This window comes from Mesorhizobium sp. M0833, assembly GCF_040319905.1.
Lineage (GTDB): Bacteria > Pseudomonadota > Alphaproteobacteria > Rhizobiales > Rhizobiaceae > Mesorhizobium.
The window spans coordinates 64,738-80,307 of the sequence record NZ_JAMYOQ010000026.1 but is presented as its reverse complement, the minus strand read 5'-3'; the positions used below and the strand labels follow the sequence as shown (position 1 = coordinate 80,307).

The window sequence follows — 15,570 nt, the reverse complement described above, 5'->3', positions numbered from 1 at the left end:
GATCATGTCAGTTGTTAAGTCCCTCGCGCCTGTGACGCTCGGCACCGTGCTGATCGCAATCAGTCCGGCTTCATTGTCGGCTTCTGACGCTCAGGACCTCGCGTTCGCTTACGCTGACATGCCAATCAAACAGCTGAAAGACGTCTATTTGGATTGCGAGCGGGGAGGCCGCCGGTGCGCTGGGGCGCTCCGCATCTGCTGGTTACTGACGATAAGCTGGTCTACCTTATAGTCGGTGCGGCCCCGGCCTTCGGACTGTCAGTCGCGTTCGACCTCCACGAATAGCCTCGCTTGGGAGCGTGTTGGCGTTCATGTTAAACCTATCGCCACGGCTAAACCCACGACAAGCGAAACGGCCAGGGCGACAAATACTGGAAGATGATGCATAACGGCTTCGTACCGACCGCTAAGACAACGGTCGACGAACGTTTGGAAACAGTCCCATCACGGTCCCACACATGGCTAACAAAAGGTTAACCATCTCATCGCTAGCGGGCTAGTGGAGAGGAAACTCGCTAGCCGCCGCTAAGGCCCTCATGTCTCGTCACTGGTTCAACCCTCCGGTCCTCGTCAAAACCGAGCGTCCCGGATCATCCGCAACGTCGACAACGTCAAGACAGCCGACGAGGAGCTGATGAAGTGGACGAAGCGTGGCCCTTGGTGGGACCTCGCGGTGCGCGTTTGCATGGCCGTGATATACGACCAGATGGAAGCTGAGGAGGCCCGCAAGGCATTCCTGGCTGCTGGGGTTCTCCCCTCAACCGGTGTACGCTACCTCATCATCCCCGATGCTGATGCGCGCCATGGAATGAGCGTGGGCGCGCTGCCTGCAGTCAGAGATTGCATACAAAAATTGAGCGTCTTCGGGGAACACTCTTTCTGTCTGCCTGTTGGATTTGCCAGGCGCATCCCGCGCATTCAGACAGGAGAAAGAAGATGAAACGAATCCTTTTTGCTTCGGCCGTCGTGGCGGTGTCGGCCGGGCTTTCCTTTGCCCAGACGACGAGCGGAACTTCGAGCGGAACCTCAACGAGCGGAACCTCGACCACGACAACCATGCCCAGCACGACGGATCAGGGGACCGGCACGACGAGCACCGGGACCAACATGTCCGGCGATCAGGGCACCGACACGACCACCACCAGCGGCACCACAAATCCGAACTCGGCAAGAGACTGCGCGCCCGGCCAGCAGACTGGCAGCGCTCAGCAAGCGGCGCCTGGTCAGCAGGACACGACAGCCAGGACCGCCGCGCCGGGTCAGGTGAAAAAGACCGACCAGGGTTGTTGATCTCACATGAGCTCAGGTTAGAATCACCAGCGTGTGGCTGGCTAGCCTCCCGCGACCAGCGGCTGCACTCAACTCGGCTGGCGAGCAAGTTGCCGCGTTGCCGCCAGCCGAACGTCAGTTGAGGAACCTCTGCGCTTTAGGGCAATGCAGCGGCGAGACCGAACCGCCAGAGGCGCAGATCGCCATCGCGCGCGCCATGATGGGCTTGGGCCGGACTTGACGATCGCCAGAACGGCGCCAGATCGCCAGGATGAAAGTCCAAGACCCTGCCTATGACGCCCGAAATTGCCTCCACCTGATTCGCATGGTCATTGAGGAGAAGTGCCCGCCCGGTGTGCTTCCGAGCGAGGAAGCGGTCAACGGGCTCCACGGGCCGCTGCCCATTGTCAGGCCTAGCCGTTCCAATGTTGCAGCTCCACGCACGCACCAGCTCAAGGCTTGGTTTCTTTCTGAGGAGGCGCGCTTGGATCAGGACAATCAGGATGTGGCAAGTTTTCACACGGAGAGGGCTGGTCGCGAACGCCGCCATAGTGTTTCACGAGTTTTGCGAAACCGTAGGCGAAGGCGAAAAGAAGCGCGAGGACAACCGCTATTCGGACGGCCATGGGGTATTGTATCAGGATCCCGCTCAGGAAGGGCGCGGATCACTTCCCTCGCGCAATTTCCTTCGCGAGATCGCCCGTTGGCGCGGCTATTGTGTTGTTCATCCTTTCAATCGTCCCTTGGTGACTTCCCAGCTTGAGCGGCCAGACGGTTTGTCAGCAACTCCCTCCTCATACGACCCGAGCAGTCAGGCGTGTCTCTCCGGAACCACTTCGTCGAACGGCATCACCAGCACGGTTCTGCCGCTTTCGTCGGCGACCTCGAAACTGCAGTCGAACCAGCTGCGCTGGCGGTCCGGCGCCGAGCCAGCGCAGGCTGCGTAGCGCTCTAGAGTAACGTCCGGAGTCGGCACGGGCCTTACTTCGTGTGCCGACCCATTGCGGAAGTTCGACATCAACGCGAGCAATCGGCCTTCATGTTCTCCATTGTATGGCTTAGACTCGCCGCATGGGACTATTGACCTTCAGCATCAACGTCACCCTGGACGGCTGCGTCGATCACCAGGAAGGAATTGCCGACGACGAGACGCATGCCTTCTTCACCCGCCTTATGGATGAGGGCGGAGCAATGTTGTGGGGTCGCGTCACCTACGAGATGATGGAGAGCTACTGGCCGGCAGTCGCCCGCGGCGACGAGGAGGCGCCGCCGGCGATACGCGAGTGGGCGGTCAAGCTGGAGGCCAAGCCGAAGTACGTGGTGTCATCGACGCGAAAGGCCTTCCCGTGGACCAACAGCCACCACATCGGCGGCGAACTGCGCACGGGCGTGCAGAGGCTCAAGGACGCGACCCCGGCCGGCGTGCTCCTCGGTAGCGGCAAGCTCGCGACGGAGCTGGACCGGCTGGATCTAATCGACGAGTACAAGCTCCTCGTGCACCCCAGGATCGCGGGCCACGGCCCGACCCTCTACCAGAGCGGGCTGCCCAGCACGCGACGGCTCGAGCTGATCTCGGCCAAGCCGCTCCGCAGCGGCGCGGTCGCCATGCATTACCGGCGCGCGCGCTGACCAGCGCGGCCTCTTCGCGCCCAACTCGCGGGCCTGCGGGTCACAGGAAGCCTTCTCGCCGCGCAACACGGCATACCCGCTGCTTCTGCCATGGGAGCTCGGTTGATCAGGCCGAGGCCTTGTGGGCAACGGCGGCTTCCACCCGCCCGGAACTTCGTCCTGTCCGCTAACGGGACATAGGCGCCGCGGTGCTTACCGGATGGATACCCTGAAAGTGGACGCTGGCCGCGATCACAAGCCAGATCCCGGCCGAGCACCCAGCAGGAAAGCGCCGACCGGAGCAGCAGTCAGAGATGCGGTGTTCGCATTTTTCAGACTCCCTTGTGAGTCCGGCCCGTCTGAGTTTGATGGAGAAGTTCGAACAGGCGCCAGGTATTGATTGGCAGCAGCACTAGTTCCATCAGGACCAGCGGCAAGCTGCCGATGAGGCGCCGTAGGTGGCAAAGCACAAACAGCTCAGCACGGCCGTGATGCGCAGCCACAGCATGGCTTTCATTGAGTAGGTGAGAACGATGATGAAGCTTCCGAAGAAGCCGAATCTCGGTCCAAGTCACGATCGTATCTCTTTGGTTAAATGAAGCCGGCGGCCTTGGTCAGCCGGCGAAGCCGCCGTCATCGAGAAAACGCTGCTCCTCCGGCCGCATTGGGCGGCCGAGGATCGGGTTGCGGTGCGGAAACCGTCCAAACCGGCGTACGATGTTGCGGTGGTGTTCCGCGCGCATCGCGTCGGAGGGGCCGACCTCGCGGGCCAGTGCCACCGAGCGGTCCTGGTCGGCTAGGTTTTCCGAATGGGCGAATGGCAGCGCGAAGAACAGCCGCCACGAGGGGTGCACCTCATGCTGGAACCCGGCATCGATGGCGGCCGTCGCGATATGTCGGGCCTTGTCGTCCGTCGCATACATGCGCGGCGTGCCTCGAAACGCATTGCGCGGAAACTGGTCCAGCAGCACCAGCAGCGCCAATGCGCCATATGGCGTCGTCGCCCAGTCGTCGCAATCGCCGCACGCCGCAGCCTCGTGCAGCGGCAGGAAGCGCTCGCGAAAGACACGATCGAAAGCCGCGTCCTTGGCGAACCACATTGTGGGGCCCACAAGCCACCAGAAGTCGATGACTTCGGTGGCATCGTGGGGCACATCTTCGAACCCTGACGGATTCTTTCGGTTCTGGATCTTGATCGCCTGCATGATCATGCCGCCTTCACGGTGCTGGCCAGTGCCGGCCAGTCCTGAGCCTTAGCCCAGTCTGCGAACGCAGTCGGCTTGATCGGCAGCACGCTGATCGTCTCACGCATATCGACAGCCAGAAGCGTCGAGCGCTGCCGGTGGATCCAGGCATAGTGGGCGACGACCTGATCGGCCGATTTTTTGCCTAGCATCGCCGTCAGGCGGGTGGCAAAGTCCCCCAGTGGAACCGGATAGTACTCGATTTCGCGGCCGATAATGTCTGAAAGGATATCGGCCATCTGTGGCCCGGTCAGGGCCTCGGGTCCTCCGATGTCGAAGCTCGCGCCCGCGAGCTCTGGCCGCCGCATCGCCTCGACGACATAAGCCGCCATGTCTCCCCAGGAGATCCACGATGTCTGGAAGTCCGCCGGAAGCGGATAGGGGAATACATGGTGGTGCATTATCGCAGGCGCGCCCCAGGGGGTGGCGACATTGCTCATATAGAGCGTCGGCTTGAGGATGATCGATGGCAGGCCGGAAGCCTTGATCATGTCAATCAGTTCCATCTTGGCGTCCATCAGCGCCGTGCCTGAGAGCCGGGAGACATAGCTGCTGGTGTTGAACACCATCAGCTTGACCTCCGTCTCCCGCGCCGCGGTGAGCATGTTGCGGCCGTAGCGCACAATTTCCTCGGGACTGGCATCGAGCGGCAGCGTCAGCGCCACTGCATCGACTCCAAGGCAGGCGAGGCCGAGGCGGCGGGCGTCAGCGAGGTCGCCGCGCACGATGTTGACGCCGTCGCCAAATGGGTCGGGCGCGCCTTTGCGTAAAAGGACGCGTACGGTGGCGCCTGCCGCGCGGCAGGCTTGCACGATTGCTGAGCCCTGGGCGCCGCCAGCGCAGGTGACCAGAATTGAACTAGGGAAGTCAGGCATGAGTTTGCTCCTCGGTGATGATGTCTCGCGGCCAGGCAGGACTGCTCCGCTGCGGCCAGCCAATTCGCAGCTTTACTCTGTTGAATCCAGTGATATGATTTCAGGAATATGCTGAACCAAACTGACCTATCTCGCGTCGACCTCAATCTGTTGGTCCTGTTCGAGGTCGTCATAGAGGAGCGTCACGTCGGTCGCTCGGCGGAGCGGCTGAGCCTGTCACCATCGGCTGTCAGCCATGGTCTTGGGCGGCTGCGCTCCTTGATGCGCGATCCGCTGTTCCTGAAAACACCGCGTGGCGTGGTACCCACCGACCGGGCAACGGAGCTGGCTGCCCCGGTGGCCGAGATTCTGGCGCGGGTACGGTCGGTAATTGCTAGCGCCGAGCCATTCGACTCCTCCCGCTCGACGCGCCGCTTCGTCGTCGGCGCGCCGGACGGGGCCTCGTCCGTGTTCCTGCCGCCGCTGCTCGCCCAAGTGCGCCTGGAAGCGCCTGGCGTCGACATCAGCATCCGGCAATTGCTGCCCAGGCCGGGCGAGCCTTCACCGGCGCTGGCCTGGCGCGATACCATTGCCGAGCTTGAAGCGCGCACGATGGATGTCGCCGTCGTTCCGTTCGACGACTTCCCCGTGCGTTTTGTGGTGGACACGATCTATGAGGAAGATTTCGTCATCGCCTTGCGCGCCGGCCACCCTTTCGCCAGCGACCCAAGTCTCGAAAATTACTGCGCCATGCAGCACCTCGTTGTGTCCAGCGCGGGCGATCCAACGGGTTTTGTCGACAGGGTTCTGGCTGAGAGAGCGCTGTCGCGCCGAGTTGCGCTGACTGTTCCGAACTTCATGTTCGGACTGGCGGTGCTTGCCGAAACGGATCTGATCTCAGCCTATCCGCGCCGCTTCATCGCCATGCACGCCAGCCGTTTCGGCGTAGTGGGTATTGATGCGCCGATCCTGCTTGGACATTTCAAGATGAACAGCATCGTGCCGAAGGTCGCTATGATGGATGCGGGCCTAGCCTGGCTTGTTGGTCTACTACAACGAACCTGCCAATCTGCCCTGAGTAATGCCGATACCGGTCACCCTTCTTGGTGATGCGGCCAACAGATCCTTGCCGCCACTCGAGTTCGCGATCATGTGAGCCCAAGTCAGGCGGCAAACTCGCGACCCAAGCTGAACTGACCCGGATCGGTGTCGACCATCTGCCTGCAGGAGATCAAGAAGCTGCGTTACCATCGGGCACGTCCGATTCCGCTTCCTTCGCAGCGGTCACAGATCCGACGCCGGAGGCACGTTTGGAAACATGGGAGAGGGTTCCAACGCGAATACTGTCGGAGTGCGTTATCGCTTTTAGCTCACGCCTGAATGCTTCGAGTCGGGGCTGACATTCTGTGAGGGTGCGCTGGTTGCCGGCCGCACGCCACGAGAGCGGCCGAGTAGGCGCGCTGAGTGGCGGTGGTCGCGGAGGCCGGGAGGGTCAGCGCCGCCGCGGCGAGCGCTCCGATGAGAATGCGGTACTTCATGGGGCGACCTAGCCTAAGAACAGATTAGAGCCGCGCAAGTTGCGGATGTCACCGCTTTTGGCACGAACTCGAGAAACGCGCGTAGAGCGGGCCATCAGCGGCGGGTAGCGGCGTTTGGTGTTGTCGAACGCTCCGTCCTCCATCGCGAAGACACTCCACCCTGCGCTCACCGAGACGGCCGACTGGAGGTTCGGCGCACCGACATGATCGCGGTAGTCCTGCAGCCATTGCGGGCCTCGCGGAGCAGCTGCCCCATGTGGAACTCGTCGCGGCGATTCCGACGTTTCTTCCGGAAGGAACGCGAAGCCGTAGTCGACCAGGAAGTCGTCGCCGTTCCCGTTACGCAGGGCATCGTCGACCCGCGCTGTGCTTTAGTCGCCCCAGCTTGTCCAGCGGCGCCCGCGACATCGCGATGAGCGTCACGTCGCGGTTGTTCACGTGCGTGACCATGCTGCCCAGCCCATCGCCGACCGAGGTGCAGCCCGGGCCCGGGCCAGCTTCGGCTTTGGACCACCGCGCTCATTCGACATTGGCTTGGAAGGCTACATGTGCGTTAATGTCGCACCGACGGACTTTCCGAGGTTCGGAGTCCGCCGAACTACGGGAGGAAAAAATGAAGAAGGACAAGCTGCCCACATCGCGGCGGAGCTTTTTGAAGACCAGTGGTCTCGTTGCCGGGGCGGCAACTGTCACCGTTGCGGCGCCTTGGGTGCGCAAGGCCGAGGCGGCCGAGACGATAACCTGGAAGGTACAGACCTCATGGCCGGCTGGCGTCGGCCTGGAAACCTTTCAGAAGTGGTGTGCATCGATCAAGGAAAAAACGAACGGTCAACTCGAGCTTCAACCTTTCAAGGCCAAGGATATCGTGGGTGATTTTGAGCTTTTCGACGGAGTCAAGAACGGCGTTCTGGAGGCCATGAACTCGTTCTCTCTGTACTGGGCGGGTAAGCTCCCCGCGACCGCTTTCATGAGCTCGTATACGATGGGCCTACGCTATCCGCATGAATGGGACATTTTCTTTTATTCAAAGGGCGGACTGCAGGTCTGTCGTGACATCTACGCCGCGCAGGGCCTCTACTACGTCAACCGCATCCATCATGGAGCCAATATCATCCATTCGAAAACGCCGATCCGCTCCTTTGACGATTTCAAGGATCTGAAGCTGCGCGTCCCGGGGGGTATGATCGCCGAGACCTTTGCCAAGGCAGGCGCCAAGACGACGCTGCTGCCCGGCGGCGAGGTTTTCTCGGCATTGGAGAAGGGCACTATCGACGCCGCCGACTATACCGGTCCGGCAGTTAATTGGGCGCTCGGCTTCCAGCAGGTGACGAAGTACATTTCCATGGGTCCCCCCGGCCTGATGTCGATGTATCAACCCGTCGACTTGATGGATTTCGCGGTTAACATGAATGTTTGGAACAAACTTCCAGACAATCTCAAGCAGTTCATCGAGGGCGAGGTCCAAGTCTATTCCAACACCCATTTCGGCGCGATCCAGAAAGCCGACATGGAAACTTGGCAGAAATTCATCGACGCTGGCACGGAGATTAATCGCCTTAGCGCAGACGACTTGCAAAGATTCCAGGAGGTCGCGGTTCCGATCTGGTTCGAATGGGCCAACAAGGACAAAGATGCCGCCCGCATCTTCAAGCTGCAGCTGGAAGTCATGGAAAACCCAACGGTAGGCTACGTCACGCCCGACATGTATCAAGGCTTGTCGATCAATCTGTAGCCATCGGCGCCCGCCCAGGTAGGGACGGGCGCTTTCTTTCGCTGGGTTTTCAACACCGGCAGTTGCTTCCATGCCATCACTGACCTTCGTCATGCCGCATTGGCTCTACTGGTCGACGCTGGGCGTGTTCCCGCTGGTCGCCGCCTGGCTGGTGACTCGCGAGCAAAAGCGCCGCGACACGGGCCGACCGGGCCTGTTCCTGGCTTACCTTTTCCTGGTCACCGCCGGCTTTCTTGGGATGCACCGTTTCTATCTCAAGAGCGCCTGGGGTCTTGTCTTCATTCCGTTCTTCCTAGCGGTCCTGTGGACTAGCGCGGACATTCGCATTGCCCGTGAAAGCCTGTCTCTCTCCCGCTCCGAGGCCGAGCACGCAGAACGGCTACTTACGCGCGCCCAGTCAGACCTCGCCGCCGGCAAGGCTGGTGCGGCCCAGCGCGTTGCCAAAGCTCAAGCCGATGCCGCGGCGGCCCGTGATCGTTACGCCGCCTCGACCGTTGGTCTCCGTCGCGCGAACGCATATGCACGCATAGCCGGTATCGTGCTTGGGGTCCTTCTCCTCGGCGACGCCTTCCTTCTGCCAGGTCTTGTGAGGCGGCGCCGGCAACGTGAGACCACGCCGACGCCGATATTGGCTCATCCTCTGGAGACAGGCGTGCCCCAAAGTGCGGTAAGGCCGCCATTGCCGTTTTTTCGTCCGGTCGACTGGCTGGTGCGGGTGACGGGCGAACTCGTCGCCTATTGGGCTGTGCTTGCCGTCTTCGCCTACTATTACGAGGTGGTCGCCCGCTACATTTTCAATTCACCGACCAATTGGGTCCACGAGAGCATGTTCCTCATGTTCGGCATGCAATACATGCTTGCCGGCGCCTACGCCTATCGCGACGAGACTCATGTCAGGGTCGACATCATCTACAGCCAGCTTTCGGCGCGCGGTCGCGCGATATGCGACATCATCACTTCCTTCTTCTTTTTTCTCTTTGCCGGTGCGCTGCTTGTTACCGGCTGGCGTTTCGCTAGCGATGCGATAGCCGTTGGCGAGCGGTCCTTCACCGAGTGGGGCATCCAGTACTGGCCGGTAAAACTCACCATGCCGATCGGCGCAGCGCTCCTTATCCTGCAAGGCCTGTCCCGCCTGCTGCGCGATATCGCCACCGCGGCGGGAAGGGGCGAATAGCGATGGGACTCGAGCTTCCGATCCTGTGGCTGAGCGTCCTTATGTTCGGCGGACTCGGCGTGCTTCTGCTGCTCGGACTGCCAATGGCCTTCTGCACCGGCAGCCTCGCCGTGCTCTTCCTGTTTCTGTTCGGCAATTCGGCCATGCTGAACATGCTGCCCTCGCGAATCTTCCCCTTCATGACGGACTACCAGCTTTCCGCCGTACCGCTGTTCATTTTCATGGCGGCGATCTTGGAAAAGGCCGGCATCATTGAGGAACTGTTCGATGTCGTCTATAAATGGCTCGGTGGGCTGAAAGGCGGCCTCGCCTCAGCCACTGTCATCTCCTGCACCTTGCTTGCCGCCATGGTCGGTGTCGTTGGCGCGACCGAGGTGACGATGGGAATGATTGCGTTGCCGGCGATGCTGAGGCGCAACTACGACGCCAAGCTCGCCTGTGGTTCTCTGCTCGCCGGCGGCACGCTGGGCATCCTCATCCCCCCCTCGGTCATGGCGATCGTTTATGCGGTTGTGGCCCAGCAGTCGCTCGGTGAGTTGCTCGTCGGTTCGGTTCTCCCGGGCCTTCTCCTGTCGGGTATGTATGTCGCCTACGTAACCTTGCGCTGCTATATTAACCCTGCGCTGGGTCCGGCTCTGCCGGTCGACGAGCGGGTGAGCTTCATTGAAAAGCTGAAGCTGTTGCGCGGCACCATCCTGCCTATCCTGCTCATCATCGTCGTTCTCGGTGTCATCTTCCTCGGCATTGCCACACCTGTGGAGGCGGCCGGAATAGGTACCTTCGGAGCCTTCATCGTCTGCGCAGCGCACCGCCAACTCAACTGGGACACCATTCGCGATGCAGGGATCGCCACGTTGAAGGCGACCGCCATGGTGATGTGGATCTTTTTTGGCGCGACGATGTTCGTCGGCTTTTTCATTCTCAAGGGCGGCCAGACCTTCGTCGCTGATTCAATTCTCGGTACCGGGCTGGCGGCCTACGGCGTGCTCGCGCTAATGATGGTGATCCTGTTCGTGCTAGGCATGTTCCTCGACTGGGTCGGTATCCTGCTTCTTACCGTGCCGATATTCCTGCCGATTTTGAAGAGCTTGCAGTTCGATGGGTTGTTCGGCCTGCCCGGGGTCGCCCCAGGCGATGTGCCGCTCTGGTACGGCGTCATATTCATGGTAAATATGCAGATGGCATTCCTCAGCCCGCCTTTCGGCTATTCGCTGTTCTACCTGAAGAGCGTCGCCCCACCTCAGATCACCATGGCCACGATCTTCCGGTCCGCCGTTCCGTTCTTGTGCCTGCAAGCGATCGGCGTCGCTTTGTGCATCGTCTTTCCCGCCATCACGCTTTGGTTGCCCAAAATGGTCTATGTGGCCAATTAGACGGAGAGCAACTGGATGCAACCTTCTCCCCTGCCACCCTGCGGTTCGGGTGCGGCCACACGCACACATGCTCGGCGGCAGGGTTGCGAGCCTCGAGGTCCGGTCATGATCACGAACATAGCCCACCATTTGAAGCACCTTTTAACCCGTGCTATACGCGGACTTGGCGAGGTCGAGGCATTCCTGAAGAGCTGTTTTCCAAGTGCTCGACTACCCCGAGCAATCGATGATGATGGGAATCGCCGCGGCGCTGAAGAGTTTCAGGCCTGTCGGCGGTCATAGCGTCTGCCGACTGGCGGTCGCCGGCGCTACTCCGCAGCTACACGGCCATGATCTGCGCGACCTAGGCTGCAAGGCCCGCGATGAGATCCTGTTCGGCATCGTCTAAGTCTCCGCTCATCAGAACTTCGCGTCTGCGAGAGCTGCTGCGAGAATATGCTTGCTTTCAGCGCTTGCGCTGGCACTGTCGCGTGGCGAGGAGATCACGCAAGAAATCATCAAGCTACCGGTGACGTTGGTGCCGCATCAGAGCGCATGGTCATTTCAGGGGATGTTCTCCGCAGACCGCTGTTGAGATTCAAGTGATGCTGGCGCCTTTCTGCGCTTCCCGCGCTCGCGTAGCGCCGCGTGCCGGTGATGGGATGGCGCATCAACGGCTCGCTGTGCCCAGGGCCGTACGAACTCCCCCCACGCCGTTCGATCAGCCCTCGAGCTTGCCGTTTCGCCCACGAACCGCTTGGGATTAGAGTCGAGAACCTGGCGCACTTCCGTCAGATAGGCGATGAGATCCTGCTGCACCCCGAAAGCAGTCGCGTCATCCGATGCTGGCCTCCACTCCAGCCACATCTTGAATCACAAACCGACTGATCCGGATTCCCCTTCGATTCTTTTACCGCGAAGCGGTTTCCTGCGCGAAGGGGCAGGAGCCCGCTCCTGCTCCCGAGCTCGTGCCGAACAGCGGGAGAGAGGGGGCAAGGAGACAAATCGGAGGGGTCACCCGCCCGAGGCGAAGCCGAAGGGACGACGCATGATCCGTTAGCGGATCTGCGGCGATCCTGCACGAAGCGCGGGTCAGGCCGGCGCGAAGGAAGGACGCGGAGACCGATTTTCTCCTTGCAGGGGAGAGGGGATAGCGCCCCCTTTCTCCGTCAGGCAAAACAACAGTCGCCCCGCTGGGAGAAGGGGACGCCGCGCCACTCCACTTGAATCTCCACCCGCTTCCGTGCTTGCCTGTCTCCCGCAAATCGCAGAGCGACGGTGAGCATGGCAAAGTCAGTCACCAGCATCGCACCCGACCCCATGGTCGACCGTCTGCGCGCCGCCCTCGGCCCGCGCCAAGTCACCGAACAAAAGATGTTCGGCGGCACCTGCTTTATGCTCAACGGCAACATGCTGATCGGCACGTCGAAGCGCGGGCTCCTGGTGCGCGTCGGCAAGGAAGGGCACGCGGCGGCTGCCGCCCGCCCGCACGCGCGGCCGATGGAAATGGGCGGACGTTCGATGGAAGGTTATGTCCATGTTGCGCCGGAGGGCACGGCCACCGAGGCGGATCTCCGTGGCTGGCTCGACCTTGCGCTGGCATTCGTCGAAACTTTGCCGCCGAAGATCAAATCCGCCGGGATCGCAACGAAGCGGGCTTAGACTAGGCCGCTGGCCCGCCACCCTTCCGCACGTGACGTGTCAGTGTTGTTGTGCTGGAACGCATGGCCCGGGGAGGGAGCGATGGCACTCAATGGACATTGCATGTGCGGCGCGGTGACGTGGGTCTACTCCGGCGAGACCACCCGCAGTTCCGCAGCTATCTTGCCCGCAAACGGCGCAGAGCTGGCCGTCGTCTACTACTCCGGCCATGGTGTCCAGATCGACCGCGAAAACTTCCTGATCCCCGTCGATGCCTCCCTGAAGCAGGCGGCGGACATTGAAGTCCAGACCCTCAAGCTCAATGATGTGCTGGAACAGTAGGCTTCGCCATTTTCAGGTACGACACCGCACGGACCTCCTTTTTCGTGCAGCACGCTACGCTTTGACGAGTGCCTTGCGCGCCTTCTTTACCGGCGACTTGACGGCCGTTGCGGTTGTTGTCGCCGTCGCGGGGCGAGCAACTCGTTTTGGTTTTTCTGCCGCGGCTGGTGCGGGCGCTTCCTTGCGCCCGAGCCCGATTGATTTCGCAAGAGCCGAGCGGGTGGCTGCGTAGTTCGGCGCCACCATCGGATAATCTGCGGGCAGGTTCCATTTCTGGCGGTATTGGTCCGGGCTCAAATTGTAATGCGTCCCAATATGACGCTTCAGGGATTTGAATTTCTTCCCGTCTTCCAGGCAGATGATGAAATCAGGTGACACTGATTTCTTGATCGGCACCGCCGGTTCCAGTTTGATTGCAGCCGGGGGGACAGGCGTGCCGATCCCTTGCAAAGCAACATAGGTGTCCCCAATCAGCTTCGACAACTCGCCGACCGGCAGCGGATTGTTCGACACGTAGGCGGAAACGATCTCGGCGGTAACCGATACCAGATCAGCTTGGTCGTTTAAATTTGGAGAAACGGTCATCGAGCTTTCCTCTTGTCCAATGGCGTGCGGTGAAACAGATGGGTGGTTAACAATCAGCAATAGTTCGTTGTCCCGCCAACAAACCTTATTCGCCACAAATATCAAGCCAGCAAGCTTCGCTTTCATCGACTCACCCTGGGACGCGCTCGATCTCGATAGCGAGCGGCTGACAAGCTGGCACGCCCAGCATGGCTGGGCCGCTTGCCCGCGACCGACGGATCATCAGCGCGACCGGCATGCTGAATGGTCAGTGAGGAGACGTCCACCTTGACTTCGGCACTTCGGCCGGCACCTCGAAGTGCAAATCCCTGGGCAGATCACGAGAGCCCTTCTAAGCCACACCGCGGCGGGACGCATCAAGACGAGCATGCGCAATATTCTTGCGCGAAATATTCCGGACTGAGGGCAAAGCAACGATGACCAACCGTACGTTTCTTACATCCAATTGAAGCCAACCAAGAATAGATTATTATTCCGCTGGGGCGTATCGTTGGGGGGGTGGATGAGCAGTGTTCAAAGGGTAAGTCCAGTTCTAGAACAAGCAATCGCTGCACTTCTAAACAGGGCCGAGTATGACGGCACCGTTTCGATCAAAGCGGCAGTGAAGGAAATTAGGCGGGCTGCGCCTTATTTGGCCGCATCCGATGAAGAGCTAACCGAGGCGATTTTCGAAGTATCTGCTGCCATGGGCCTGTCTCAATAAGTGGCATTGGGTATACTGGCGATCTGGCTTTGTTAAAGCAGGTCTTTGATCGTGTCTGCGCCGAGGCAGGTATCTCCGTTGGTAGCATGGAGGCGGAGCGCCTGAGCGTGAGCGCAATGGCACTCTTCTCGGACGGCGAGTTCGACGAGGCCGTTCTTTATGAACGCCTTCGGATTGTTGCCCGCTCCCTGCCGAGATGAGACTGAACATGACCGCCGACCTCCAGGAAATTCTAGCGAGCATTTCGCTCGATACGAAATCCTCCTGTTGATACAGGAGAGGCAGTTTGCCCGCGTTGCACTGCTGCGCGAGATCGGGCCGACTTTTTTGTGGCTGATATGTGCCCAATGAATTTTGCGTGGGGTGCGAACGGACTTTTCGCCCTCTAAATGGCTGCTGCCTAGGAAGCAGGATGCTAGGCCGCCCCTATTAAAGCGCCGCCTGAAATCGCGCCAGACGCAGCGAACTCGATTGACCTTTGCGCGAAACGCCATGCGTGACATCGACCTGAACCTGCTCGCCGCCCTCGACGTCCTGCTCCAGCAATGCAGCGTGACAAGGGCTGCGCTCAGGCTCCGGCTCAGCACCTCCGCGTTGAGCCGCACCCTGTCGCGGCTCAGGGAGGCGCTCGGCGATCCGGTCTTGGGGCCTGCACAGACGCGGCGGCAACCGGCCGGGCCTCGGTCAGAAAAGACAGCACGGCCGTGGGTAGCGCTGCGCAATTGGGCGCATAAATGCCGCAACGCGATATAAGACTTCTCTTGTTGACGCGCTTCCCCAGATATTGCCAGACGGTGCGGGTGGCGTAGGGCAGATTGTTGTTTCGCCACGATATGCCCATAGTGACGCCCCGCAGGTAACGCCGCTGGTACGTTTCGAACGGCATGAGGATCGTCTGTCCAAAGGTTGGGGCATCGCCGCGCGTCAGTTCCGTCAAAAAGATGCGCTGGTGCCGATACGCCGCGAGCCCCGTATAGCGTGAACGCTGCACGATGCCGTTTTCGGCATCTTCGATGCGCTCAAGCGAGGAAACCAGAACTTGTCCGCCATTCTCGCGCAAGTGAGCGCAGGCGCAGACGATCCGGTCAGGCCAGGACAGCGACGTGTGCCATGCCTGGTAGAATCCGAGATAGGGTCCGAGTGCATGCAGGTCACCAGGAAAGGCGTCCGCCAGCGGCCCTTGGAGGGCCGTTTGTCGGCGCCGCTCGCTCAATTTACTGCGGAAGTTGCCAGGGGACAGGTCGAAATCGGCTGGTTCGAGGCCAAAAGCTGCCGCGATCGTCAGGAGGTTATGAGCGGAAGGAAGGGTTCCTGCATTGAGGTAGCGGTTGAACTGCTGCCGGTTGATACCGATGGTGCGGCACAAATCGGATACCGATCTGTGGGTGCTGCAGGCAAGTTTCAGGTTGCTGCTGAAATTGGCCCATGGCTTGCTCATGGAGACAGTATAAACTTGCTTAAAAACGCTTCAAGCGACGAAATTGCGTTGCCGCAGGCTCTGCCTAGGATCGGCCACAAGGCTTCAGTC

The 15,570-nt window shown here is 60.6% G+C and carries 18 protein-coding genes and 1 pseudogene; 14 read left to right on the top strand and 5 right to left on the bottom strand.

From position 1 onward, the window contains the following. The 5 genes from NKH98_RS24850 to NKH98_RS24830 form a co-directional block, all read left to right on the top strand. On the top strand, positions 1-232 hold a 232-nt coding region (locus NKH98_RS24850), incomplete at its 5' end, for a hypothetical protein (protein WP_352902547.1). A 315-nt stretch (positions 233-547) separates the two neighbouring features. Next, complete coding sequence (locus tag NKH98_RS24845; RefSeq protein WP_352902553.1) at positions 548-940, top strand: DUF982 domain-containing protein; 393 nt, start codon at positions 548-550, stop codon at positions 938-940. Beyond that, complete coding sequence (locus NKH98_RS24840; RefSeq protein WP_352902545.1) at positions 937-1,290, top strand: hypothetical protein; 354 nt, start codon at positions 937-939, stop codon at positions 1,288-1,290. The genes NKH98_RS24845 and NKH98_RS24840 overlap by 4 nt, the downstream gene beginning before the upstream one ends. Positions 1,291-1,772: 482 nt before the next feature. After that, positions 1,773-2,216, top strand: a complete 444-nt coding sequence (locus tag NKH98_RS24835) for a hypothetical protein (RefSeq protein WP_352480169.1) — start codon at positions 1,773-1,775, stop codon at positions 2,214-2,216. A gap of 124 nt (positions 2,217-2,340) precedes the next feature. Next, the gene (locus NKH98_RS24830; protein ID WP_352450320.1) at positions 2,341-2,898 is read left to right on the top strand and encodes a dihydrofolate reductase family protein; all 558 of its coding nucleotides are present in this window, start codon (positions 2,341-2,343) and stop codon (positions 2,896-2,898) included. Positions 2,899-3,491: 593 nt separating this feature from the next. Here NKH98_RS24830 and NKH98_RS24825 read toward each other — a convergent pair. Next, positions 3,492-4,088 carry a DUF924 family protein gene (locus NKH98_RS24825; RefSeq protein ID WP_352902542.1) on the bottom strand — a complete coding sequence of 199 codons (597 nt, stop codon included), beginning with the start codon at positions 4,086-4,088 and terminating at the stop codon, positions 3,492-3,494. Continuing rightward, the gene (locus tag NKH98_RS24820) at positions 4,085-4,996 is read right to left on the bottom strand and encodes an SDR family oxidoreductase (RefSeq protein ID WP_352902540.1); all 912 of its coding nucleotides are present in this window, start codon (positions 4,994-4,996) and stop codon (positions 4,085-4,087) included. Before NKH98_RS24820 ends, NKH98_RS24825 begins: the two co-directional genes overlap by 4 nt. 108 nt (positions 4,997-5,104) lie before the next feature. Here NKH98_RS24820 and NKH98_RS24815 point away from each other — a divergent pair, with 108 nt between their 5' ends. Then, positions 5,105-6,085 (top strand): LysR family transcriptional regulator, encoded by a 981-nt coding sequence (locus NKH98_RS24815; protein ID WP_352902537.1) that lies wholly within the window; start codon positions 5,105-5,107, stop codon positions 6,083-6,085. Positions 6,086-6,852: 767 nt separating this feature from the next. Here NKH98_RS24815 and NKH98_RS24810 read toward each other — a convergent pair. Then, positions 6,853-6,963: a hypothetical protein gene (locus NKH98_RS24810; protein WP_352902534.1), complete on the bottom strand. Its 111-nt coding sequence runs from the start codon at positions 6,961-6,963 to the stop codon at positions 6,853-6,855. Here NKH98_RS24810 and dctP point away from each other — a divergent pair. The 6 genes from dctP (at position 6,926) to NKH98_RS24780 (ending at position 12,754) form a co-directional block, all read left to right on the top strand. After that, positions 6,926-8,245: a TRAP transporter substrate-binding protein DctP gene (gene dctP, locus NKH98_RS24805; protein ID WP_352902532.1), complete on the top strand. Its 1,320-nt coding sequence runs from the start codon at positions 6,926-6,928 to the stop codon at positions 8,243-8,245. The genes NKH98_RS24810 and dctP overlap by 38 nt on opposite strands. A gap of 70 nt (positions 8,246-8,315) precedes the next feature. After that, a complete protein-coding gene (locus NKH98_RS24800; protein ID WP_352902530.1) occupies positions 8,316-9,419 on the top strand; it encodes a TRAP transporter small permease subunit in 1,104 nt (367 codons plus the stop codon). 2 nt (positions 9,420-9,421) lie between these two features. After that, complete coding sequence (locus NKH98_RS24795; RefSeq protein WP_352480161.1) at positions 9,422-10,792, top strand: TRAP transporter large permease; 1,371 nt, start codon at positions 9,422-9,424, stop codon at positions 10,790-10,792. 226 nt (positions 10,793-11,018) lie between these two features. Beyond that, on the top strand, positions 11,019-11,180 hold the full coding sequence (locus tag NKH98_RS24790; protein ID WP_352480160.1) for a hypothetical protein: 162 nt from the start codon (positions 11,019-11,021) through the stop codon (positions 11,178-11,180). Positions 11,181-12,055: 875 nt separating this feature from the next. Continuing rightward, the gene (locus NKH98_RS24785) at positions 12,056-12,433 is read left to right on the top strand and encodes a TfoX/Sxy family protein (RefSeq protein WP_352902527.1); all 378 of its coding nucleotides are present in this window, start codon (positions 12,056-12,058) and stop codon (positions 12,431-12,433) included. Between the two features lie 81 nt (positions 12,434-12,514). Beyond that, a complete protein-coding gene (locus tag NKH98_RS24780; protein ID WP_352902525.1) occupies positions 12,515-12,754 on the top strand; it encodes a hypothetical protein in 240 nt (79 codons plus the stop codon). Positions 12,755-12,808: 54 nt separating this feature from the next. Here NKH98_RS24780 and NKH98_RS24775 read toward each other — a convergent pair whose 3' ends face one another. Further along, positions 12,809-13,339: a Ros/MucR family transcriptional regulator gene (locus tag NKH98_RS24775; protein WP_352480178.1), complete on the bottom strand. Its 531-nt coding sequence runs from the start codon at positions 13,337-13,339 to the stop codon at positions 12,809-12,811. A 502-nt stretch (positions 13,340-13,841) separates the two neighbouring features. Between NKH98_RS24775 and NKH98_RS24770 the strand changes: the two genes are divergently transcribed. Then, on the top strand, positions 13,842-14,042 hold the full coding sequence (locus NKH98_RS24770) for a hypothetical protein (protein WP_352480157.1): 201 nt from the start codon (positions 13,842-13,844) through the stop codon (positions 14,040-14,042). Between the two features lie 492 nt (positions 14,043-14,534). Further along, positions 14,535-14,696: pseudogene (locus tag NKH98_RS24765) on the top strand (LysR family transcriptional regulator); the annotation flags it as partial. Here the strand turns inward: NKH98_RS24765 and NKH98_RS24760 are convergent. Continuing rightward, positions 14,659-15,480, bottom strand: a complete 822-nt coding sequence (locus tag NKH98_RS24760) for a helix-turn-helix domain-containing protein (protein WP_352480156.1) — start codon at positions 15,478-15,480, stop codon at positions 14,659-14,661. The pseudogene NKH98_RS24765 and the gene NKH98_RS24760 overlap by 38 nt on opposite strands. Positions 15,481-15,570 lie beyond the last annotated feature (90 nt).

Bases quoted from the DNA above. Each gene is read 5' to 3' on its own strand.
- NKH98_RS24790 (WP_352480160.1), top strand. From the start codon at position 11,019: ATGATGATGGGAATCGCCGCGGCGCTGAAGAGTTTCAGGCCTGTCGGC.
- NKH98_RS24810 (WP_352902534.1), bottom strand. From the start codon at position 6,963: ATGGTCACGCACGTGAACAACCGCGACGTGACGCTCATCGCGATGTCG.
- NKH98_RS24825 (WP_352902542.1), bottom strand. From the start codon at position 4,088: ATGATCATGCAGGCGATCAAGATCCAGAACCGAAAGAATCCGTCAGGG.
- NKH98_RS24795 (WP_352480161.1), top strand. From the start codon at position 9,422: ATGGGACTCGAGCTTCCGATCCTGTGGCTGAGCGTCCTTATGTTCGGC.
- NKH98_RS24835 (WP_352480169.1), top strand. From the start codon at position 1,773: ATGTGGCAAGTTTTCACACGGAGAGGGCTGGTCGCGAACGCCGCCATA.
- NKH98_RS24830 (WP_352450320.1), top strand. From the start codon at position 2,341: ATGGGACTATTGACCTTCAGCATCAACGTCACCCTGGACGGCTGCGTC.
- NKH98_RS24775 (WP_352480178.1), bottom strand. From the start codon at position 13,339: ATGACCGTTTCTCCAAATTTAAACGACCAAGCTGATCTGGTATCGGTT.
- NKH98_RS24840 (WP_352902545.1), top strand. From the start codon at position 937: ATGAAACGAATCCTTTTTGCTTCGGCCGTCGTGGCGGTGTCGGCCGGG.
- NKH98_RS24780 (WP_352902525.1), top strand. From the start codon at position 12,515: ATGGCACTCAATGGACATTGCATGTGCGGCGCGGTGACGTGGGTCTAC.
- NKH98_RS24785 (WP_352902527.1), top strand. From the start codon at position 12,056: ATGGCAAAGTCAGTCACCAGCATCGCACCCGACCCCATGGTCGACCGT.
- NKH98_RS24820 (WP_352902540.1), bottom strand. From the start codon at position 4,996: ATGCCTGACTTCCCTAGTTCAATTCTGGTCACCTGCGCTGGCGGCGCC.
- NKH98_RS24815 (WP_352902537.1), top strand. From the start codon at position 5,105: ATGCTGAACCAAACTGACCTATCTCGCGTCGACCTCAATCTGTTGGTC.
- NKH98_RS24800 (WP_352902530.1), top strand. From the start codon at position 8,316: ATGCCATCACTGACCTTCGTCATGCCGCATTGGCTCTACTGGTCGACG.
- dctP (WP_352902532.1), top strand. From the start codon at position 6,926: ATGAGCGTCACGTCGCGGTTGTTCACGTGCGTGACCATGCTGCCCAGC.
- NKH98_RS24770 (WP_352480157.1), top strand. From the start codon at position 13,842: ATGAGCAGTGTTCAAAGGGTAAGTCCAGTTCTAGAACAAGCAATCGCT.
- NKH98_RS24760 (WP_352480156.1), bottom strand. From the start codon at position 15,480: ATGAGCAAGCCATGGGCCAATTTCAGCAGCAACCTGAAACTTGCCTGC.